Annotated in this window: 17 protein-coding genes; 8 read left to right on the top strand and 9 right to left on the bottom strand. The window is 65.5% G+C overall.

Going from position 1 to position 20,303, the window contains the following annotated elements; translation table 11 throughout:
- Window positions 1-29 precede the first annotated feature (29 nt).
- From HTUR_RS00085 to HTUR_RS00075, 3 genes are all read right to left on the bottom strand, one after another.
- Entirely contained in the window at window positions 30-1,376 is a 1,347-nt protein-coding gene (locus tag HTUR_RS00085) for a tryptophanase (protein WP_049941549.1), read from the bottom strand.
- Window positions 1,377-1,579: 203 nt separating this feature from the next.
- The gene (locus HTUR_RS00080; RefSeq protein ID WP_012941251.1) at window positions 1,580-2,302 is read right to left on the bottom strand and encodes a hypothetical protein; all 723 of its coding nucleotides are present in this window, start codon (window positions 2,300-2,302) and stop codon (window positions 1,580-1,582) included.
- Window positions 2,303-2,458: 156 nt separating this feature from the next.
- On the bottom strand, window positions 2,459-3,637 hold the full coding sequence (locus tag HTUR_RS00075; RefSeq protein ID WP_012941250.1) for an aspartate kinase: 1,179 nt from the start codon (window positions 3,635-3,637) through the stop codon (window positions 2,459-2,461).
- Between the two features lie 226 nt (window positions 3,638-3,863).
- Between HTUR_RS00075 and HTUR_RS00070 the strand changes: the two genes are divergently transcribed.
- Window positions 3,864-4,301 carry a hypothetical protein gene (locus HTUR_RS00070; RefSeq protein ID WP_012941249.1) on the top strand — a complete coding sequence of 146 codons (438 nt, stop codon included), beginning with the start codon at window positions 3,864-3,866 and terminating at the stop codon, window positions 4,299-4,301.
- Between the two features lie 266 nt (window positions 4,302-4,567).
- Here HTUR_RS00070 and HTUR_RS00065 read toward each other — a convergent pair whose 3' ends face one another.
- Both HTUR_RS00065 and HTUR_RS00060 read right to left on the bottom strand, forming a co-directional pair.
- Window positions 4,568-5,482 (bottom strand): ABC transporter permease, encoded by a 915-nt coding sequence (locus HTUR_RS00065; protein ID WP_012941248.1) that lies wholly within the window; start codon window positions 5,480-5,482, stop codon window positions 4,568-4,570.
- On the bottom strand, window positions 5,479-6,507 hold the full coding sequence (locus HTUR_RS00060) for an ATP-binding cassette domain-containing protein (RefSeq protein ID WP_081443479.1): 1,029 nt from the start codon (window positions 6,505-6,507) through the stop codon (window positions 5,479-5,481). Before HTUR_RS00060 ends, HTUR_RS00065 begins: the two co-directional genes overlap by 4 nt.
- Before the next feature lie 63 nt (window positions 6,508-6,570).
- On the opposite strand from HTUR_RS00060, the gene HTUR_RS00055 reads away from it, so the two are divergent.
- From HTUR_RS00055 to HTUR_RS00035, 5 genes are all read left to right on the top strand, one after another.
- On the top strand, window positions 6,571-7,194 hold the full coding sequence (locus HTUR_RS00055; protein WP_012941246.1) for a TetR/AcrR family transcriptional regulator: 624 nt from the start codon (window positions 6,571-6,573) through the stop codon (window positions 7,192-7,194).
- A gap of 91 nt (window positions 7,195-7,285) precedes the next feature.
- Complete coding sequence (locus HTUR_RS00050) at window positions 7,286-8,968, top strand: acyl-CoA synthetase (RefSeq protein WP_012941245.1); 1,683 nt, start codon at window positions 7,286-7,288, stop codon at window positions 8,966-8,968.
- Between the two features lie 89 nt (window positions 8,969-9,057).
- Window positions 9,058-10,224, top strand: coding sequence for an acyl-CoA dehydrogenase family protein (locus tag HTUR_RS00045; protein WP_012941244.1), 1,167 nt, complete (start codon window positions 9,058-9,060; stop codon window positions 10,222-10,224).
- A 111-nt stretch (window positions 10,225-10,335) separates the two neighbouring features.
- Window positions 10,336-12,159, top strand: a complete 1,824-nt coding sequence (locus tag HTUR_RS00040) for an acyl-CoA carboxylase subunit beta (RefSeq protein ID WP_012941242.1) — start codon at window positions 10,336-10,338, stop codon at window positions 12,157-12,159.
- 3 nt (window positions 12,160-12,162) lie between these two features.
- Window positions 12,163-12,630: a MaoC family dehydratase gene (locus HTUR_RS00035; protein ID WP_012941241.1), complete on the top strand. Its 468-nt coding sequence runs from the start codon at window positions 12,163-12,165 to the stop codon at window positions 12,628-12,630.
- Between the two features lie 90 nt (window positions 12,631-12,720).
- Here the strand turns inward: HTUR_RS00035 and HTUR_RS00030 are convergent, their stop codons facing one another.
- Window positions 12,721-13,623, bottom strand: a complete 903-nt coding sequence (locus tag HTUR_RS00030; RefSeq protein ID WP_012941240.1) for an amidohydrolase family protein — start codon at window positions 13,621-13,623, stop codon at window positions 12,721-12,723.
- 161 nt (window positions 13,624-13,784) lie between these two features.
- Between HTUR_RS00030 and HTUR_RS00025 the strand changes: the two genes are divergently transcribed.
- A complete protein-coding gene (locus HTUR_RS00025; protein ID WP_012941239.1) occupies window positions 13,785-14,171 on the top strand; it encodes a MaoC/PaaZ C-terminal domain-containing protein in 387 nt (128 codons plus the stop codon).
- A gap of 415 nt (window positions 14,172-14,586) precedes the next feature.
- Here HTUR_RS00025 and HTUR_RS00020 read toward each other — a convergent pair whose 3' ends face one another.
- Window positions 14,587-16,140 (bottom strand): DNA-directed DNA polymerase II small subunit, encoded by a 1,554-nt coding sequence (locus HTUR_RS00020; RefSeq protein WP_012941238.1) that lies wholly within the window; start codon window positions 16,138-16,140, stop codon window positions 14,587-14,589.
- 229 nt (window positions 16,141-16,369) lie between these two features.
- Here HTUR_RS00020 and HTUR_RS00015 point away from each other — a divergent pair, with 229 nt between their 5' ends.
- Complete coding sequence (locus HTUR_RS00015; RefSeq protein ID WP_012941237.1) at window positions 16,370-17,329, top strand: S26 family signal peptidase; 960 nt, start codon at window positions 16,370-16,372, stop codon at window positions 17,327-17,329.
- A gap of 337 nt (window positions 17,330-17,666) precedes the next feature.
- On the opposite strand, the gene HTUR_RS00010 is transcribed toward HTUR_RS00015, so the two are convergent.
- Both HTUR_RS00010 and HTUR_RS00005 read right to left on the bottom strand, forming a co-directional pair.
- On the bottom strand, window positions 17,667-18,131 hold the full coding sequence (locus HTUR_RS00010) for a hypothetical protein (RefSeq protein WP_049941808.1): 465 nt from the start codon (window positions 18,129-18,131) through the stop codon (window positions 17,667-17,669).
- 161 nt (window positions 18,132-18,292) lie between these two features.
- Window positions 18,293-20,149 carry an ORC1-type DNA replication protein gene (locus HTUR_RS00005; RefSeq protein WP_012941235.1) on the bottom strand — a complete coding sequence of 619 codons (1,857 nt, stop codon included), beginning with the start codon at window positions 20,147-20,149 and terminating at the stop codon, window positions 18,293-18,295.
- Between the last annotated feature and the right edge of the window lie 154 nt (window positions 20,150-20,303).

Genomic DNA, 20,303 nt, shown 5'->3' with positions numbered 1-20,303 from the left:
GCGGGCGTCTCGAGCGGCCGCTCGTGTTCTCATACAGACAGCGGCTCGAGGTCGGCCGTGAAGTGACGTAACTCGCGGTTTTCCGGCTCGGAAACGATCTCGAGCCCGGAGACCGCCTCTCGCTTCTCGAGGACCGTCGCGGCGGTCTCGGCGACGTGTTCGAAGTGTTCGGTGTGATAGGTGCGACGCGGCACCGCGAGGCGGACCAGTTCCGGCCGGTCCGTATCGGGGAACGCGAAGCTCCCGAGTTCGACCCCGCGGACGCCGCCTTCTCGATACAGTTCACAGACCAGTGCCTGACCAGGGAACTCGTCGGGTGCGAGGTGCGGGAGTGCGGTCCCGGCGTCGAGGTAGACGGCGTGACCACCGGGCGGCGTGTAGATCGGGACGCCGGCGTCCTCGAGCAGGTCCGCGAACGCGCGGACGCCGTCGAGGCGGTCGGCGACGTAAGCCTCCTCGACGGCCTCGCGGAGGCCGACGGCCAGCGCGGCGACGTCCCGGCCGGACATGCCGCCGTACGTGGGAAAGCCCTCGTAGAGGATCGCTCGCTGCTTGCACCGCTCGAACAGCGCCTCGTCGTCGGTCGCGACGAAGCCGCCGGCGTTGGCCAGCCCGTCCTTCTTGCCGCTCATGACGATCGCGTCGGCGTAGGAGAGTTGTTCGCGGGCGATCTCGTCGATATCGGCGTCCGTGAACTCGTCCTCGCGCCGCCGGACGAAGCCGGCGTTCTCGGCGAACCGGCAGGCGTCGATGACGAACGTCGCCCCGATCTCGTCGGCGAAGTCGCGGACGCGGCGGGTGTTCTCGACGGAGACCGGCTGACCCGCCGTCGAGTTGTTCGTGATCGTCAAGATCACCAGCGGCACGCGCTCGGCGCCCACCTCGTCGACGACCGAGCGAGCGCGCTCGAGCGAGAAGTTCCCCTTGAACGGCTCGTCCGACTCGAGGTCGCGAGCCCCCTCGACGGGGCAATCGACCGGGTCGGCACCCTGGTTCGCGACGTGGGCCCGCGTCGTGTCGAAGTGGGTGTTGTTGAGCGCGACGTCGCCCTCCGAGAGCAGCGTGCCGTAGAGGACGTTCTCCGCGCCGCGACCCTGGTGGGTCGGGACGACGCGCGAGAAACCCATTACGTCCCGGACGGCCGACTCGAGGTCGTCGAAGCTGCGCGAGCCGGCGTAGGACTCGTCGCCGCGCATTACGGCCGCCCACTGGGCGTCGCTCATCGCGCCGGTGCCGCTGTCGGTCAGGAGGTCGACGAAGACGTCCTCGGCGTCGAGATTGAAGACGTTGTACCCCGCCTCGGCCAGCGCCCGTTCGCGCCGGTCTCGAGAGGGGAGGTGAATCCGTTCCGCTACTTTCGTCTTGTACGCGACCATACGCATTCGACGCCGTCGCGCGTGTTCAGTCTAGCTGAGAGTTCGTGTTCATCGATGAGTCGAACCGTTCGTTCCGGACCGAATCGGCGCATCGACGGGCGAACGTCTCGGGGTCCCGTCGTGACTGACTTCGACTCGTCCGCGACTGACCTCAACGTGCCCGTGATCGACCGACTCCAGCGTCCCCACGAGATCCGTCGAGATCAGCACTCGTCCGCACCGGCGCAACCGAAGACGTCGTTCTCGACTCGCGTCGTCGTCGGCTCGGGGCCGACGAGTTCCATCCCGTCCGTCGCCCGAGAGACGGTGAGCGTCCGGTCGGAACCGGAATCGTCGCTTCGAGCATCGTCTCGGACGTCTGCCACCGGTCCGCCGTCGCCCGCGTTCCCGCCAGTCGGTTCTTCGGAATCGGTCGGCGCTTCGGCTTCGGTTATCACTCCCGACTCGAGGAGCGCGTCGGCCTCATCATCAGCGGGTGTCTCGCCGACTTCGTCGTCAGCGGCCGCCTCGTCGGACCTGAACACGCGCTCGGCGACGGCGTTGAGTTCGGCGGCCGTCGACTCGACGAGCCCCTCGTCCTCGCGGCCGGCGACCGACGGATCGCCGACGAAGGCCGCCTCGAACTCCTCGAATTCCGGCGGCGATTCGTCGTCGGTCGAACCGTCGGACGCGTCGGTATCGATCGCGTCGTCGGCGGATTGCCGGCCCTCGAGCGCTCGAGCCTCGGTGGCTTGGACCTCGAGGTCGGCGAACAGTTCGGCAGCGGTGGTATCGTCGACATCGATCGCGTCGTCCGGAATCGTATCGTGTGCGCCGCCGGCGGCGACGAGTTCGTCGGGCGAGTCCACGCCGAACTCGTCGAGAACGGCGTCGGGATCAGGGTCGATGTCTTCGAACGCCTCTGCGTCCGTCTGCTCCGTGCTCATGACAGTGACTGCCGTGCCATCCCCCTTCGTTACGACCCGGTTACCGAGATTTCGATCGGCTAGTCGACGACTAAAACACTGTCACGCTGGCGAGAACGTCGTCGTGAAATCGACCGACGAAATCGGTTCGACCTCGACTCGAGGCGCTCGGACCGCCTAGAAGAGGTTCTGGGTCAGCTCGAGCGTTTCCTCGCGGTCCTCCCAGTCGACGAACAGGGCGACGCTGGTCGCGCTGGTGATGATGTCGTTGAGGTGGATCCGCGCTTCGGAGAGGGGATTGACGATCTCGCTGATGATTCCCGGCTGATTGGGGAGTTCGCCGCCGGTGACGCGGACGACGGCGACCGGCGAGTCGACGGTGACCGAGGAGAGTTCGTCGCGGGCGATGACCTCGCGGTGGAGGATGTTCTCGGCGCGTTCGGCCTCCTCCTCGTCGATGTAGAACGTGACGGTGTCCATCCCGCTGGCGACGGCGTCGATGTTGACGTCGCTCTCGGCCAGGGCCTCCGAGAGGTGGTTGAAGATGCCGGGCTGGTTGCGGATCGCGCGCCCGGCGACGGTCAGACACGCGAGGGGGCGCTCGCGGAGGTCGACGAGGTTCTTGAACTCGCCCTCGATGCTCGTCCCGCCGGAGAGCAGGTCACCGTGCTGGTAGTGGACGACGCGGACGTCGAGTTCGCCGTCCTTGTAGGACAGCGCGGAGGGCGCGACGACTTCGGCCCCGCGGAACGAGAGGTTCCGCAGTTCGTCGACCGAAATCTCGCCGACGTTCCGGGCTCCTTCGACGACGTGGGGGTCGCCGGTCATGACGCCCTCGACGTCGGTGACGATGACGACCTCGTCGGCGTCCATGTACTTACCCATCATGACCGCCGTGGTGTCGCTACCCCCGCGGCCGAGCGTCGTGATCGAGCCGTCGGGCCCTTCGGCGAGGAAGCCAGTGATGACCGGGACCGTCGCGTCCATCTCCCCGGCGACCTCGAGGGCGCGCTTTTTCGTCTCCTCGACGTTGACCTCGCCGTACTCGTCGGTGACGACCGGCCAGTCGTCGCCGCCGGGCTCTAAGAAGGTCGCGTCGATGCCCCGCGCGGAGAGCGCGGCCTTGAGCATCCGCACCGAGGTTCGCTCGCCCATGCTGACGATCTGGGCGCGGTCCTCCTCGTCGGTCTCGAACGTGATCTCGTCGAGGAGATCGTCGGTGGTCGACCCCATCGCGCTGGCGACGACGGCGATCTCGTGGCCGTCCTCGACGGCGGCGGCGACCGAGTCGGCGGCGCGGTTGATCCGATCCCCGCTGCCGAGGCTCGTTCCACCGAACTTGGCGACTACGCGCATACTGACACCTCGTCCGCGGCTCGCGTGACGATAACTTCGCTCATATGCCAGACCGTTACCAGAGCGGGCAGATAACTGTGTCCCATCGCCCGCGTTTTTACCGCAGACGATCGAACGCACACATGTCAGCGCCGACGAGAGTCCCCGACGGCGGCCGGTTGCAGCGGGTCGCCGCCCCGCCGACGCAGCCGGGATTTATATTTGTGGGTGTCATTACCACACGCTGATGAACGTACGGGACGCACTCGAGGCCGACGCGGACGCGCTGGCGTCGATCGCCGACTCGCCGACGGACGTGATGCGGAATCTGGTTCACGACCGAACCGTCCGCGTCGCCGAGGACGGCACGCACGACCCTAACGCCGACGTGTCGGACTCGCAGTTCGACGGCTCCGATCCGGAGGACCTGCTGGGCTTCATCAGTTTCGACGCCCGCGAGGACACCGTCCACGTCACCCAGCTCGACGGCACGAGCGAGGCCTGCAAGCAACTCCTCGGCGAACCGGTCCGCTTCGCGCAACGCGAATCGATGGCCGTCGAACTCCTGGTCTCGCCCGACTCGGAGGCCATCGAAGACGCCGCCGAGGAACTCGGGTTCGAGCGGCGCGGGCGCGGCCCGCGGTTCGACGGCGCGCCGACGACGCGGTTCCGACTCGAGCCCTAGACTCGAGTCGCGAACGCAGACTCGAGGCCGAGCGACGGTGGTCGGACACACCGTCGCGTTAGTCGCGGCGACTCGAGTCTCGATTGTTCAGTAGAAACAGCGGTCACCACGCTTCGGGGACCTCGCACGGCGTCGTCGATCGGTCTTCACTCCGTTCAGACGCGATCGGCAGCGCACACCGTCGCACGACCCCGAACGTGAACTGAGACGAGGAGAACGACGGCCAGCGAAATCGGAGGACGACACTCGAGTGCGTCCGACAGCGCCTATTGCACGTCGGAACTCGAGGCGCTGTTCAGGAAGTGGACGGCGACGGCCCCCAGAACGAGGTCGAGCGCGCCGAGCACCGCCAGCGCGGGGACGAGCGTGTTCCACATACCGCCGAAGGCCGATACCTCGAGGACCGTCATGACGTCTTTGCCGAACATCAGGGCGCGGGCAGCGTCGACGCCGTAGGTGATCGGGTTGAGCGCGGCGATCGTCTGGACCCACTCCGGGAGCACCTCGATCGGGAGGAAGGCGCTCGAGAGGAACAGCAGGGGGAACTGCAGCAGGTTGACCGCGATGATGGTCGACTCCTGATCGCGGGTGACGAGCGCCACGACGTTCGAGAGTGCGGTAAACCAGATCGAGAACACGATCCCGACGGCGACGATTCCGAGCGCGCCGAGGACGCCGGTCTCGACGTAATCGGTCAGCGGCGCGCCCGCGTCCAGATAGAGGAGGACGTACCCGAGCGTGAGGATGATCCCGATCTGGACGACGATGCGCAGCACTTCGGAGAGGGACTTTCCGAGGAAGATCGCCCCTCGATGCATCGGGGAGACGAGGACCTTCTCGAACATCCCGTTCTCGATGTCGTCGACGAGGCCGATCCCGGAGGTCGTTGCGCCAATTAGCGCCGTCTGGATCACGATCGCCGGCACGAGGAAGGTCACGTAGCTCGCCTCCGTGCCGAGGCTCTGGCTGACGGCGCCCTCCGTAACCCCGCCGAACACCTCCGTAAAGAGGACGAGGAAGATGATCGGATTCAACAGCGAGACGGTCATCACGAACGGGTTCCGGGTGGTCTTGATCAGCCACCGCTTCAGGTTGATCCACGTGTCTCGAACGAAGCCGTTGCCGGCGGTCGTCCGTCCGCGGTCGGTGTTGGCGCTCCCGGTCTCGGCGTCGGTGCTCATCGGCCCACCTCCGTGGTCGCGTCCGAGGCACCGCTCCCGCCCGCAGTCTCGGTCGTCGTCGCCTCCTCCTCGTCGAGCCCCTCACCGGTGATCGCGAGGAAGACGTCGTCGAGCGTCGGATCGCGGACGTTGAACCCGGTGACCGGAACGTCGGCCTCCTTCAGCGCGACGAGCAGTTCCGGACCGCGCTGGCGGGCCGCCGTCGAGCGGACGCTGAGCCCCCCGTCGGTGACCTCGATCGACGCGTCGTCGAACAGGGCCGCCTCGAGGGCGACCTCGCGGGCCCGCTCGAGCGCCTCTGCGTCAGGGTCCGCGTTGGCCAGTTCGACCTCGAGGACGGCGCCGCCGACGCGGTCCTTGAGTTCGGCGGGCGTGCCGTCGGCGACGATCGTCCCGTCCCGAATGACGCCGATGCGGTCGCAGAGCTGGTCGGCCTCCTCCAGATACTGGGTCGTCAGGAAGACCGTCGTTCCACGGTCGTTGATGCGCTCGAAGTAGTCCCAGAGCCGGTTGCGGGCCTTCGGGTCGAGTCCGGTGGTCGGCTCGTCTAAGAAGACGATGGGCGGCTCGTGGACCAGCGCGGTCGCGGCGTCGAGGCGCTTTTTCATCCCGCCGGAGAAGTCCTTGGCGACCTTGTCCGCGACGTCGGCCAGGTCGACGAGGTCGAGCAGGTCGTCGATCCGCTCACCGCGGTCGGCGGCCGGCACGCCGTAGGCCTCGCAGGCGAAGCGGATGTTCTCGCGGGCCGTGAGTTCGGGATCGACGCTCGTCTCCTGGGCCATGTAGCCGATCGACTCGCGGACCGACCGGGGCTCGGCCTCGACGTCGTAGCCGTTGACCGTGACGGTGCCGCCCGTCGGTTTCAACAGCGTCGCGAAGATCTTGATGGTCGTCGTCTTCCCGGCCCCGTTCGCGCCGAGGAAGCCGAAGAACTCGCCCTCCGGAACCTCGAGCACGAGGTCGGTGACGGCCGCCGTCCCGTCCGCGTACGTCAGTTCGACGTGCTGGGCGTCGATTGAGTTCATCTCGCTCACAGGAACACGGACGGAGTAGCAAGCCATATAGCTTGTGAATGAATATTCATTCATATGGATGCACCCGATCCCTTCGAGTCCGCGTCCGACGAGACGCGCGGCGAGATGATGCGCGCGACCTACGAGGCGCTCCGGACACACGGCTACTCGGACCTGACCATCCAGCGCATCGGCGACGAGTTCCCCAAGAGCAAGTCGCTCATCTATCAGCACTACGACGGCAAGGACGACCTGCTCGTGGCCTTCCTCGAGTTCCTCCTCGAGCGGTTCAAGGCTGACGTACCGTCAGACGACGACTTCGAGGACGCTCGCGACCACTTGCTGACCCTCGTTGAGCAACCTCTGGCAGAGTCCAACGACGAACACGTCGACTTCGTCGGCGCGATGACCGCGCTCCGCGGGCAGGCGCCGTACGACGAGGCCTACTGGGAGCAGTTCGCGGACACCGACGCGTTCTTCCGCGAGCACGTCGCCGACATCGTCCGCGACGGGATCGAGCAAGGGGTCTTTCGGGAGGTCGATCCGGAGCAGACGGCCGCGTTCATCTCGGCGACGATCGACGGTGCGCAGTCCCAGCACGTGACGACGGGGAGCGAGGAGGCAGTCGACGCCGTGCGCCGCGAACTGACCGACTACGTCGAGCGGCGACTGGTCGTCGACGGCGAGGACGACTCGTAACGGACCGTCGCGCTACAGACTGTTTTTATCGACGAGCTCGAGTCCGTAACTATGCGTAGCAATTATTGCCGAAAGCGGTGGCGATCGTGGTATGGTATCAGAACACAATATGCCCGACTACGAGCAGGTCTGCGACGGCTTCGCCTGGGAGGACATCGAGGAAGCGGCCGACTGGGACGCGCCCGGGGAACTGAACGTCGCTCACGAGGTCTGTGACCGCCACGCCGAGAACAAGGAAAAAGTCGCGCTCTATCAGGTGAGCGAGGACGGCGAGTTGACCACGACGACCTTCTGGGAACTCGCCGAGGCGACGAACCGATTCGCGAACGTCCTCGAGGACCTCGGGATCGAGCGGGGCGACCGCGTCTTCTCGTACATGCCGCGGATCCCCGAACACTACGTCGCGCTGATCGGGACGCTCAAGCGTGGGGCCGTCTTCGGCGGGATCAACGAGCGGTTCGGCCCCGACGGAATCTCGTATCGGTTGTCGGACTGCGACGCGACGGCGATCGTGACGACCGCCGATAATCGGGACACCGTCGCGGACGCGCTCGAGAACGCGCCCTCGGTCGAGCACGTCATCGTCGTCAGCGACGACGGGCGGGGACTCCGACGGGGCGACGTCAGCTACCGCGCGGCGATGGAGACCGCGAGCCGCGAGTACGAACCGGCCGACACCGGCGCCGAGGACGACGCGCTGCTGTACTACACCAGCGGGACGACCGGGCTCGCGAAGGGCGTCCTGCACGAACACCGGTGGGTGCTGGGCGTCGCGGCCACCCAGAAGTACGCCGTCGACCTCCAGGAGGGCGATTGCTATTGGTCGACCGGCGATCTGGGCTGGCTGACCGGGCCGATCAACACGCTCGGCGCCTGGTTCTGGGGAACTGCCTTGTTCACCTACGAGGGCGAGTTCGACCCCGAGACGTGGGCTGACCTGCTGGATACCTACCCGATCAGCGTCCTGTTCTCCGTGCCGACGGCCTATCGGATGCTCCGAGAACACGAGGACGTCCTCGAGGACGTCTCGCTGGACCTGCGCCACGCGCTCTCGATCGGCGAACCGCTCTCGGCGGGCGTCGTCGAGTGGGGCGAGGAGACGCTGGGCGTCACCGTCCACGACACCTACGGCCAGACGGAGACTGGCAACATGATCATCAACAACTACCCGACGATGGAGGTCCGGCCGGGCTCGATGGGGAAACCGTTGCCCGGCATCGAGGCCGCCGTCGTAGATCCGGAGACTGGCGAGGTGCTCGAGCCCGGCGAAACGGGCGAGATCGCCCAGCGCGGGGATTACCCCTGCTTCTTCGCGGAGTACTGGGAGAAGCCCGACAAGACCGCGGATTGTTTCGTCGACGGCCCCGACGGCGAGTGGTACCTCTCGGGCGATCTGGCTCATCTGGACGAGGACGGCTACTTCTGGTTCGAGGGCCGGGCCGACGACGTCATCCTCTCGTCGGGCTACCGGATCGGCCCCTTCGAGGTCGAGAGCTCGCTGGGCGAACACGAGGCCGTCGCCGAGGCCGCCGTCGTTCCGAAACCCCACCGGGAGCGGGGCAACATCGTGAAAGCCTACATCGTCCCCAGCGAGGGCGCGACCCCCTCCGAGGAGCTGAAGGAGGACATCCGAACCCACGTCAAAGAGGAGCTCTCGGCCCACGAGTACCCCCGCGAGATCGAGTTCCGCGACGAGCTGCCGAAGACGGTCACCGGGAAGATCCGCCGGACGGAGCTGCAGGACGAAGTCGAGGAGGAGGCAGAAGCGACCTGAGGCCGCGCTCGAGGCGAGCGTGAGGAGTAACCGAGCAATTCCAACGTGATTCCGGACGACAGAGACCCGGAGTCGAGACGAGACAGACCATGAACTTCGAAGACACGCAAGAACGCAAACTGATCCGACAGACGGCGACGGAAATCGCCGACCGGTACGGACCGGAGCACTGGCGCGAGAAGGAGGAAGCCGGCGAGTTCTCGACCGAGTTCTGGGACGAGCTCGGCGAGGCGGGCTTTCACGGCCTGTTGGTCCCCGAGGAGTACGACGGGGCCGGCATGGGAATGGAAGAGATGGGGCTGGCGATGGAGACCCTCTGTGCCGAGGGCTGTGGCATGGCCGGCACGTGGTACCTGGTGCTGACCGCCGGCATGGCCGCGGTCGGTCTCCGGGAGTACGGGACCGACGAGCAGAAGGAGCGGTACCTGACCGATATCGCGACGGGAGAGCGCAACTTCTCGATCGCCATTACGGAGCCGGAAGCGGGCACGAACACGTTGAACGTCGCGACTCGAGCGGAGCGGGACGGAGACGAGTACGTCCTCAACGGAAAGAAAGCGTGGATCACGTTCTCCGATCGAGCAGACAACATGATCCTCGTGACGCGAACGACCCCTCGAGACGAGGTCGAGCGGGGCACCGACGGCATCAGCCTCTTCGTCGTCGACATGGACGACCCGAATATCGACGTCTCGCCGATTCCCAAACACGCGATCAACTACTCGAAGTCTTGCGAGGTCTTCATAGAGGACGTCCGCGTCCCGGCCGAGAACCTGCTGGGCGACGAGGACGACGGCTGGTGGGTGCTCGTAGACATGCTCAACCCCGAGCGGATCGGCTTCGCGGCCGCGGGCACCGGGATCGGCAAACTCGCCGCGAACGCCGCGATCGAGTACAGCAACGACCGCGAGATCTTCGGCGCGCCGATCGGCACCCATCAGGCCGTCTCGTTCCCGATCACGGAGGCCTACGCGAAGATGGAGACCGCCGCGCTGATGCGCGAGAAGGCCGCGTGGCTCTACGATCAGGGTGAAGAGTGCGGTTACGAGACGAACGTCGCGAAGGCGACGGCCGTCGACGCCGGAATCGAGGCCGTCAAGCACGCGATGCAGGCCTTCGGCGGCTGGGGATACGCGAAAGAGTACGACGTCGAACGCTGGTGGCGCGAGATCAACCTCACCCGACTCGCGCCCGTCTCCCAGCAGATGGCCTACAACCACATCGGTCAGCAACTCGGCTTCCCGAAATCGTACTGAGCATGCTCGAGCGCGAACCCGACGGCCGGCCGACGGCGACGAGTCAGGTGGCAATAATCGCCACAGCCGATAAGAACGCCCCCCTCGTAGAACCCACCTAACGGAACTCGTATGGAACTCAGAGTCAACACCGCCGCGACGGACCAGGAGGCACAGGCGATCGCAAAGGCGCTGGCGTCCCACTTCGGGGAGGAGGTTGAGCTCTACCCGAAACGGGGCGACGACCTCCTCGCGACGGCCGCGCCGGACGAGAGCGAGATCCTGACCGATGCGAGCGAGGCCGCTGCGGAGGCGATCGACGCCGCGGCCGCCGGCGACGGCGGCTCCAAAAATGCTGCGTCATCCGGCGACGATCTCGGGCCGACCGACCGCGAAGCGACACTTCGGGAGGAAATCGACGACATTCTCGAGGGCGGCCCCGAGAAGTACCGCGACCGGCTCTCCGAGCAGGGGAAGCTGTTCGTCCGGGACCGACTGGACCTTTGGTTCGGAGAGAACGGCCTGCAGTTCGAGGACGGCAAGTTCGCCAACTTCGATTCGTGGCATCCCAGCGGACGAGAGGGCGAGGCGGAGTCGGGAGACCGATTGCCGGCGGACGGCCTCATTACCGGCGCCGCGGAGTTCGAGGGCCGGGACGTTCACTTCATGGCCAACGACTTCACTGTCAAGGCGGGCTCGATGGCCGAGAAGGGCGTCGAGAAGTTCCTTCGGATGCAACAGCGCGCGCTGAAGACGGGCAAACCGGTGCTCTACCTGATGGACTCCTCGGGCGGCCGGATCGACCAGCAGACGGGCTTCTTCGCCAACCGCGAGGGCATCGGGAAGTACTACTACAACCACTCGATGCTCTCCGGCCGAGTGCCCCAGATCTGCGTGCTCTACGGGCCCTGCATCGCCGGCGCCGCCTACACGCCCGTCTTCGCGGACTTCACCGTCATGGTCCGGGACATGTCCGCGATGGCCATCGCCTCCCCGCGGATGGTCGAGATGGTCACCGGCGAGGAGATCGATCTCGACGAGTTAGGGGGGCCCGACGTCCACGCACGCCACTCCGGGAGCGCCGATTTGATCGCCGAAGACGAGGAACACGCCCGCGAACTCGTCGCGAAGCTGATCGGCTACCTGCCGGATAACGCGGACGAGAAACCGCCACAGACCGAGGGACGAGCACCGGAACGGTCGCCCGCCGGAATCGACTCCGTCGTGCCGCAGGCGCCGAACCGCGGCTACGACATGTTCGACGTCATCGAGCGCGTCGTCGACGCCGACTCGGTGCTCGAGCTCCGCCCCGAGTACGGTTCCGAGATCATCACCGCCTTCGCCCGCATCGACGGCCGGCCCGTCGGTATCGTCGCCAACCAGCCGAAACAGCGGGCCGGGGCGATCTTCCCCGACGCCGCGGAGAAGGCCGCGCAGTTCATCTGGACCTGCGACGCCTACGACGTGCCGCTGCTCTATTTGTGTGACACGCCCGGCTTCATGGCCGGCTCCGGAGTCGAGAAGGAGGGGATCCTCGAGCAGGGCAAGCGGATGATCTACGCGACGTCGTCGGCGACGGTGCCCAAGCAGTCCGTGGTCGTCCGGAAGGCCTACGGTGCGGGGATCTACGCGATGTCCGGTCCCGCCTACGACCCCGAGAGCGTGCTCGGGCTTCCCAGCGGCGAGATCGCGATCATGGGCCCCGAGGCGGCGATCAACGCCGTCTACGCGAACAAGCTGGCCGCGATCGACGATCCCGAGGAGCGCGCACAGAAGGAGCAGGAACTCCGCGAGGAGTACCGCGAGGACATCGACGTCCACCGGATGGCCAGCGAGGTCATCATCGATGAGATCGTGCCGCCCAGCGAGCTTCGAGACGAACTCGAGGCCCGCTTCGCGTTCTACGAGACCGTCGAGAAGGACCTGCCGGACAAGAAACACGGGACGATTCTCTGAACGATGACAGGACTCTACTACGAGGAGTTCGAGGTCGGCGAGACCATCGAACACGAACGGCGACGGACGATCACGGAGAGCGACAACCAGCGCTTTTGCGACATGACGATGAACCAGCAGCCGCTGCACTTGGACGCCGACTTCGCCATGGACACCGACTTCGGCGAACGGCTGGTCAACGGGCTCTACACGATGAGCCTCGCGGTCGGGATCACCATCCCCGAGACGACCGACGGGACCATCGTCGCTAACCTCTCCTACGACAACGTCGAGCACCCCGAGCCGGTGTTCCACGGCGACACGATTCGGGTGCAGTCGACAGTCACGGACAAGCGCGAGACCAGCGACGGCGAGCGCGGCATCGTGACCATGCACGTCGAGGTGTTCAAGGTCAACGAGCCCGACGAACCGCTGGTCTGCGAGTTCGATCGGACCGCGCTCTCGCTGAAACGCAAACACGCCGAGGACTGACGCAGACGGCGATTCGACCGCCCGCTCCGACTCCGATCTACCCGCTACGATCCCGACTGACGAATCGGATTACTGGATGACAGCGCGGATTCAGTCTGGGTTCAGCATAGCGTCGCCCTCGAGGCCCAGATACTCGCACGCAGTCCGGTAGAAGATATCTCGCGCGGTCTCCTGGGGTAGGTCCCGCTCGAGCAACCCGGCTCGCTCGTTCCGATAGGGGTACGGAATATTCGGGAAGTCGGAGCCGTACATGATCGACCCCGAACACTCGACGAGCGTCGCGTCCGAAATCGACGAGGGATCGAACCCCATCGTTTCCGGTGCGGACGTCGACATCGCGAACGTTGTGTCGAGGTAGACGCCGTCGTACTCGCGGGCGAACGCGAGGAATCGGTCGGTTTCGTAGGTGCCCATGTGGGCACAGCAGACCCGAAGTCCTGGGTAGGACTCGAGCAACTCCTCGAAGACGTCCGCACCCACGTACGGACTCCCCTCGTACATCGGCGCCGTCCCGCCGTGGTAGGTGATCGGCCGGTCGTATGCCGCGGCGACCTCAAGTGCGGGCTCGAGCCTGGAATCGGCGGGCCGACACTCCTGGACGGGACAGTGGATCTTCAGGCCGCGTGCACCCGCTTCGAACGCCTCGCGGACGACGGCCGCCGGCTCCTCGTCGTCGGGGTGGACCGTCGCGAACGGAATCAGGAAGTCGGAGTCCGCGGCCTGCTCGAGGAGCCAGTCGTTCAGGTCGCTCGCGAGACCCGGCTCGTGGGCGTACGGAAGGGTGACGTAGGCCTCGACGCCCGCCGAGCGGAGGACGTCCTCGATGTCGGCTCGAGCCGTCGGCGTCGAGAACTCCCAGTCGGTTTCGGCGCTGAGCGTTCGCTGAATGGCGGCCGCCAGTCGGTCGGGGAACAGGTGCGTGTGGGCGTCGATGGCCGGCCGAAAGGCGGTCGCGCGGTCGTCGGCGTCTGTCGATCGATCGGAAACTGGCATCTGAATCAGTGAGACGCGAGGTTCGAGGACGGCTACCACAGGGACGGTGATAGACGTACCGCCGGCAGCAAATCGGGTCATCGGCTCGCGCTCGTCGGACCGTTGCTCGAGAGTCGCGGAAAGTATGGGCGCTCATATAGTGTGAGCGGGTAGAACACCGCATGAGCCGGCCAGTCGAGGGCGAGACCCACACGTTCGAGCGGACGTTCACGACCGACGACGTCGAGCGGTTCGCGGAGCTCTCCCGCGACAGACAGGCGATCCACACCGAGCCGGACGACGACGGCCGACTGATGGTCCACGGCCTGCTGACCGCGACCCTGCCGACGAAGATCGGCGGCGACCTCGAAGTGCTCGCGCGATCGATGGACCTCGAGTTCCGTCGGCCGGTCTACACCGGCCAGCGGATCGCCTGCACGTGGACGTTCGAGAGCGTGGAGGAACGCGAAGATCGGTACGCGATCGGCGTCAACGTGGTCTGCGAACGAGCGGGCGACGAACCCGTGTTGACCGGGACGGTCGAGGGACTGATCTGGAAGGACGGCTGAGGAGGCGATCGGGTTACAAGCAGTCGAAACTGGATCCTATTGATACTCGATCACGTGACGAGGTATGGGCGGAAGTAGGATTCGAACGGAACCGAACACTCTGCTACCGTGGCAATAGGGAATAGCCACATCCTCCCCAACCGATTTCTCCTCACGGGTGCTGCGCACCCGTTCGGATGGTTCGCGGAACCTTCGGTTCCGCGCTAACGCTCACTGCGTTCGCTCATCCCTCGCACGATTTCAGCGGCCGGCCTCGCTTTCGCTCAGCCAGCCGCCAGCGCGCGCCACCACACCTCCTACTCGCAGCCTGAATCGGTATGCAACCTGTACTTGCCAGATATTGGCTGAGCGACAAGCACATGGAACGATTCGATGAGACTCTAAGTGAGCCGGCGCGACCCGAGATGAGTCGTTCCTAACTGAACTTCTGGACGGTCACGTCGAGCGTGTCGAGGTCGACGATGGGCGCGTAGCCTGCGTCGGGGTCAATGTTGACGCTCTTCTGGAAGTCGGTCTGGGCCTGCCAGCAGCCCGAATTGATGGCGAGCACGTTGTGGTACTTCCCGAAGCCGAGCTTGTGGACGTGGCCGGTGTGGAAGATGTCGGGGACCTCCTCCATCACGAGGTAGTCCCGCTCTTCGGGGGCGAGTCGGGTGTGGCCCCCGAACTGCGGGGCGACGTGGCGCTTTTTCAGAAGCTGGTACATCGCCTTGTGCGGGTCGTCGTAGCTGGCTTTTTCTTCCGGCAACTCCGCGATGACCTCGTCCAGACTGACGCCGTGGTACATCAGGACGGAGACGCCCTCGAGGGTGACCGTCGAGGGGTTGCTCACGATCTGTGGGTCGTGGGCGGACATGATCTCCCGCAGTTCCTCGTCGAACCCGGGCTGGGGCTCCGCGAGTCGGACCGCGTCGTGGTTGCCCGGAATCATCACGATCTCGATGTCGCCAGGGATCTTCTTTAAGTGCTCGCTGAAGGCCTCGTACTGCTCGTAGATGTCGACGATCTCGAGTTCCTCGTCCTGGTCGGGATAGACGCCGACGCCCTCGACCATGTCGCCGGCCAACAGGAGGTACTCGACGTGCTGGGCCTGCTCGGTGTGCAGCCAGTCGGCGAAACGGTTCCAGGCCTCGGCCATGAACTCGTCACTGCCGACGTGGACGTCGCTGATCAGCGCCGCCTGGACGTGGCGGTCCGCGGTCGACGGCTCGTGCGTTCGCGGGATGTCGGGGAAGTACATCGAGTCGACGAAGGCGATCCCCGAGTCGTCCGCCAGCGTCCCCTCCATCGCCAGCACCTCGTCGCAGAGTAGTTCGTCGACCAGATCGACGTACTCTCGATCCTTCATCACGAGCCACGGGAAGGTTCCGGTCGCGTCCTCGAGTTCGATCAGCCAGTGACCGCTGGCCGTCGACCGGATGTCGTTGACCAGCCCGACCATCGCGACGTCGCTGCCGCCGGGCATGTTCTGAATGGCCGACGCCGGGCGGTGGTTGACCCGCCCGCGGAGTTTCGATCCCAGTCGCTCGAGTCGATCCCGGAAGACGGCGACGAAATCCTCGTACTCGCCAGTCCCGGTGCTCTGGCCGGTCATATCGCCGGCGATCTCGAGCGACCGGAGCGCGGGATCGACCGATCGGTCGGCGCCCCCACCCCCCTTCGTTTCAACTGGAACATCCCCGCCCGTGGCCGGTGGATCGGTTGTAGCGTCTCCAGTCGAAACGGCGGGATCGGCCGGCGAGTCGGAAGCCGCGTCGGCGTTCGGGCCCGTCGAGTTCCCCCGCAAAAGAGTTGAGTCGACGTGGTCGGTCCGGACGACCAGCGCGTCCTCGGGGAGGTCCTCGACGACGCGCTCGAGGGCCGCCTGCGGGTTCTCGGCCGACGCGAGTTTGGTCACGGCCTCGCGCTCGGCGTTGTAGCCGCGGCTGGTGAGTTCGCTGACGATCCGGGCCGACGCCTCGAGTGGCACACGCGTCGCATTCGCGAGCGACGAGAAAAGGGTACCGTAATCGGCGTCCTCGACCGGGGTACGTTGCGACGGGGGAGCGGGGAGCCCGCCACCAGTACCATTATTCCCGAGACCGACGATTCTCGCACAATGGCAGGATACGACGGGCGCGTTCCGCGAGCGGGGACGGGATTCGACGCCACACGCCGGAGCAGAAAATTGATTGGACGGCCCAGCGAAACGGGTGACGATGAGCGGTTCTAGCCCCGGTGACGTCTCCGACGACCCCGACGATACCCCCGATTCTAACCGTCCCGACGATCGGGAACGATATCGCGGGGATCGAGACGCAGCCGCCGACCCCAACTCGAGACGGGACGGCTCGGCCGCGGCGACGACGGCGTCCGACGACGGCGTGACGATCGAGGACGACGGCGTCGTTCGCTGGTTTCTCCGATCCGACGACGAGAACGTCCTCTTCGTCCGCGACGTGCTCAGCAGCGTCGCGATCGTCGCCGTCATCGGCCTGATACTGTTCGGCGTCAGCGGCGTCTGGCCGCCGCTGGTCGCCGTCGAAAGCCCCAGTATGACCCCGAACATGAAGACCGGTGATCTGATCTTCGTCGCCGAGGACGAGCGGTTCGTCGGCGACGGCGCCGTCGCCGGCACCGGCGTGGTCACCCTCGAGAGCGGACAGGAAAGCGGCTACGAGAAGTTCAACAATCCCGGCGACGTGATCGTCTTCCAGCCCAACGGAAACGAGCGGCGGACGCCGATCATCCATCGCGCCCACTTCAGGGTCGAAGAGGGCGAGAACTGGGTCGAGACCAAGGCCAACGAGGATATCGCTGGCGACATCACCTGCGAGGACATCACTACCTGTCCGGCACCCCACGACGGGTTCGTCACGAAAGGTGATGCGAACAGCAACTACGATCAGATTGCAGGGGGCGCGACGACGACCGTCGTCAAATCCGAGTGGGTCACCGGCAAAGCGATGTTCCGGGTCCCGTGGCTCGGCAACATCCGCCTGACCTTCGACAAACTCCTCGGCGGTATCCTCGCCCCGTCGCCGGGGCCGGCCATCGACGGCGCCTCGAGTCCCGCTACTCCGGACGCACCCGTCAGCCCGGCCGCTCTCGCCGGCGCGACCGGTCTCGCGGCCTGCGGGGGCGGTGCCGTTACGGCTATCGGTCGACGGCGGAACTGATCTACGGCCCCACCGATTGACAGCGGGATACAGGAAACGCCATTCTCACGTTTCTGATCTCAACGGGCGACTCGAGGCCGACTACTAGCTGTCCGGCTGAAACAGCGGACGTCGAACCGAGAACTCAGCCCTCGGTGGCGCGCGCTGTTGGCCGTCCGAACGACAGTGAGGGCGGACGATGACAGCGCGCGAGGGATGAGCGAACGACCGCTGGGAGTGAGCGAATCGGCTGGGGAGGGTGTGGCATTCCCCGTTGCCACGATAACAGAGCATGTACGGAAGCGGAGCACGCTACGGACAGCAGAACACGCTGATCGCTCAGACACGGTCCCATCAGTTACTCGTCGCCCACGTCCGCGTCAGTCGTGATCTCGAGGCGAAGATCGTCGCCGTCGCTGACCACGTAGTCGGTCGGATCGATCGGGTCGTCGTCGACGAGGAAGACCAGTTCCGTCCCCGACTCGCTTCCATCGTACGTCGTTCCGTCGATGGTCACGACGTGGGCGCCGTCCCGCTGGGCGTACGCGAAGTGAGGGAGGAGATCGATCCCCTCGGCGAACGTGACCGGCTCCTCGCCCTCCATGAACCAGTCGTCGGTGTCCTCGTGAAGGTGGAACTCGATCGAGTCGTTCTCGACGTGTTCGGACTGGAAGCGATCCGCGGAGAGGTCGATCGGCTCGCCGTCGATGACGACCGCGATGTCGCCCCGATCGGCTTCGACCTTGCCGTCGACGAAGACGCAACCGGCGAGTGCGAGGAGCGTCGCCGATCCCGCCCCGGCGATGACCGCCCGTCGGTTCATGTGGAGAGGAAGTGACTCGAGGTATATCGATGCGTCGTTGCTTCCCGGCGCCGTCTCGAACATTCTCGCGCCGTTCGAACCCCGATAGAGATCGGTTTCGACTCGAGAACCGATCTCGGCGAATTTCGATGTAATCGGCGAGTCCCGACGCGAGGACGCGATCAGTTCTCGAACCGCGCCTGGACGAACGGCTGGACGTCGTCGATATCGGAAAGCCGAGAATCCGAGAGGAGGACGGCCTCCGTCTCCTCGAGCGGCACGGAGAGGCTGATCTCCTTGGTGCGGCCGTAGCGGCCCTTCGAGACGACGACGGCGTTGACGATCCCGAGCATGTCGAGTTCGCTGATGAGGTCCGTCACGCGACGCTGGGTGAGGACGTCGGCGTCGATCTCCTCGCAGAGGCGCTTGTAGATGTTGAACACCTCGCCCGTGTTGATGCTGTGGACGCCGTTTTTCTCGAGTAAGATGATCGCGAAGAGGACGAGTTTCGACTGCGTGGGCAGCGTGCGAACGACCTCGACGACGCGGTCGAGTTCGATCTTGTCCTGGGCCTCGCGGACGTGTTCCTCGACGATCGTCTCGGCCTGGGAGCGCTCGGCGAGTTCGCCCGCGGTCCGGAGGAGGTCCAACGCGCGACGCGCGTCTCCGTGTTCCTGGGCCGCGAAGGCCGCACACAGCGGGATGACGTCCTCGGAGAGGGCGCCGCCCTTGAACGCGACCTCCGAGCGGTGCTCTAAGATATCCCGCAGCTGGTTGGCGTCGTAGGGCGGGAAGACGATCTCCTCCTCGCCCAGCGAGGACTTGACGCGTGGATCGAGGAAGTCGGTGAACTTCAGGTCGTTCGAGATACCGATGATCGACACGCGGGAGTTCTCGAGTTCGGAGTTCATCCGCGAGAGGTTGTAGAGCGTGTCGTCGCCGCTCTTCTCGACGAGCTTGTCGATCTCGTCTAACATGATGACGACGACCCGCTCGTCGTAGTCGACGGCGTCGAAGAAGACGCTGTAGACGCGGTCGGTCGGCCAGCCGGTCATCGGGACCTCCTCGAAGGACTCCTTGTCCGCCTCGAGGGACTCGATTTCGGCCTCGACGCCCTCCCGGGAATCGAACGGCGTCGAGGCGAGGGGGTGGTTCGGCGAGCCGTCATCGGATCGGCCGTCGCTCGAGCCAGTGTCGCTTCGGTCGAGATCGGTAGCCTCGCGGTTGAAGTCGTCGTCAGGCCGTTGTGCGTCGCCGTCGGCCGGTAGTCGATTCGGGTCGTTCCGCCTGGTCGGGTCCGAGTCGTCGATAGCCGCGTTCGACGGACCGCCTGCTTCGTTCGAAGACCCCTCCGTTTCGAGTGGAGATTCGTCAGAGGCCGGGCCGGTTTCGGTTCCAGTCGAAGCCGATTCGTCGTCGTCCGGAAGTACCGATTCGAACGGATCGTCCTCGTCGACGCGGTCGCCCTCGATTTCGGATCGAACGGCGGCGTCCGCGTCCGCGCTGGTGGCCTCGTACTCGTCTACGGCCTCAAGCAGCGACTCGAGGTCGTCGATCCGGTCGTCGATCCGGGCTTCGTTCTTCTCGATGAACTTGTTGGCCAGCTGCGCGAGCACGCGGTACTGGGTGTCGGTGACCTCGCAGTTGATGTACTCGACGTCACACGGCACGCTGTACTTCTGGGAGGTGCTCTCGAGTTCCTTGCTGACGAACTTCGCGCTGGCGGTCTTGCCGGTTCCGGTCTTGCCGTAGATGAGGATGTTCGACGGCGTTTCGCCGCGGAGCGCAGCGACGAGAATCGTCGCCATCTTGTTGATCTGATCGCTCCGATGGGGGAGTTCGTGTGGCGTGTAGGACGGTCGCAGGACCTCCTTGTTCTCGAAGATCGGTTCGCCGCTGAGCAGGTCGTCGAACAGCCCCTGGCTCGGCTCCTCGTCGGCGAGCTCGGACCCGTCGAAACTCGAGAACCCGCCGGTCTCGTCAGTATCCACCTGCTCGACCTCATCTGCTCTCGTCCGTTCTGAATCGTCGTCTGACATCCGTCGTACACATACCCCCTCGTTTCGAGTGGAATTCGGACCCGAAAGCAGGAATATCACGCAGTAGATGGGGCGAATAGGGTCTCCCACTCGTTCGCCTCCCTGGTCCGAGTCCAGTTGATGCAAACGAAACAGAGGAAAACCACGGTATTAA

Origin of the sequence: Haloterrigena turkmenica DSM 5511 (assembly GCF_000025325.1) — an archaeon.
GTDB lineage: Archaea > Halobacteriota > Halobacteria > Halobacteriales > Natrialbaceae > Haloterrigena > Haloterrigena turkmenica.
The sequence above is the reverse complement of the archived record's forward strand: the minus strand, read 5'-3'. Positions and strand labels throughout refer to the sequence as shown.

What these genes read in the sequence shown, in the direction of transcription:
- HTUR_RS00010 (WP_049941808.1), bottom strand. Translation starts at nt 18,131, where the DNA reads ATGAACCGACGGGCGGTCATCGCCGGGGCGGGATCGGCGACGCTCCTC.
- HTUR_RS00015 (WP_012941237.1), top strand. Translation starts at nt 16,370, where the DNA reads ATGAGCGGTTCTAGCCCCGGTGACGTCTCCGACGACCCCGACGATACC.
- HTUR_RS00080 (WP_012941251.1), bottom strand. Translation starts at nt 2,302, where the DNA reads ATGAGCACGGAGCAGACGGACGCAGAGGCGTTCGAAGACATCGACCCT.
- HTUR_RS00045 (WP_012941244.1), top strand. Translation starts at nt 9,058, where the DNA reads ATGAACTTCGAAGACACGCAAGAACGCAAACTGATCCGACAGACGGCG.
- HTUR_RS00035 (WP_012941241.1), top strand. Translation starts at nt 12,163, where the DNA reads ATGACAGGACTCTACTACGAGGAGTTCGAGGTCGGCGAGACCATCGAA.
- HTUR_RS00060 (WP_081443479.1), bottom strand. Translation starts at nt 6,507, where the DNA reads ATGAACTCAATCGACGCCCAGCACGTCGAACTGACGTACGCGGACGGG.
- HTUR_RS00005 (WP_012941235.1), bottom strand. Translation starts at nt 20,149, where the DNA reads ATGTCAGACGACGATTCAGAACGGACGAGAGCAGATGAGGTCGAGCAG.
- HTUR_RS00030 (WP_012941240.1), bottom strand. Translation starts at nt 13,623, where the DNA reads ATGCCAGTTTCCGATCGATCGACAGACGCCGACGACCGCGCGACCGCC.
- HTUR_RS00065 (WP_012941248.1), bottom strand. Translation starts at nt 5,482, where the DNA reads ATGAGCACCGACGCCGAGACCGGGAGCGCCAACACCGACCGCGGACGG.
- HTUR_RS00050 (WP_012941245.1), top strand. Translation starts at nt 7,286, where the DNA reads ATGGTATCAGAACACAATATGCCCGACTACGAGCAGGTCTGCGACGGC.
- HTUR_RS00025 (WP_012941239.1), top strand. Translation starts at nt 13,785, where the DNA reads ATGAGCCGGCCAGTCGAGGGCGAGACCCACACGTTCGAGCGGACGTTC.
- HTUR_RS00085 (WP_049941549.1), bottom strand. Translation starts at nt 1,376, where the DNA reads ATGGTCGCGTACAAGACGAAAGTAGCGGAACGGATTCACCTCCCCTCT.
- HTUR_RS00075 (WP_012941250.1), bottom strand. Translation starts at nt 3,637, where the DNA reads ATGCGCGTAGTCGCCAAGTTCGGTGGAACGAGCCTCGGCAGCGGGGAT.
- HTUR_RS00070 (WP_012941249.1), top strand. Translation starts at nt 3,864, where the DNA reads ATGAACGTACGGGACGCACTCGAGGCCGACGCGGACGCGCTGGCGTCG.
- HTUR_RS00055 (WP_012941246.1), top strand. Translation starts at nt 6,571, where the DNA reads ATGGATGCACCCGATCCCTTCGAGTCCGCGTCCGACGAGACGCGCGGC.
- HTUR_RS00040 (WP_012941242.1), top strand. Translation starts at nt 10,336, where the DNA reads ATGGAACTCAGAGTCAACACCGCCGCGACGGACCAGGAGGCACAGGCG.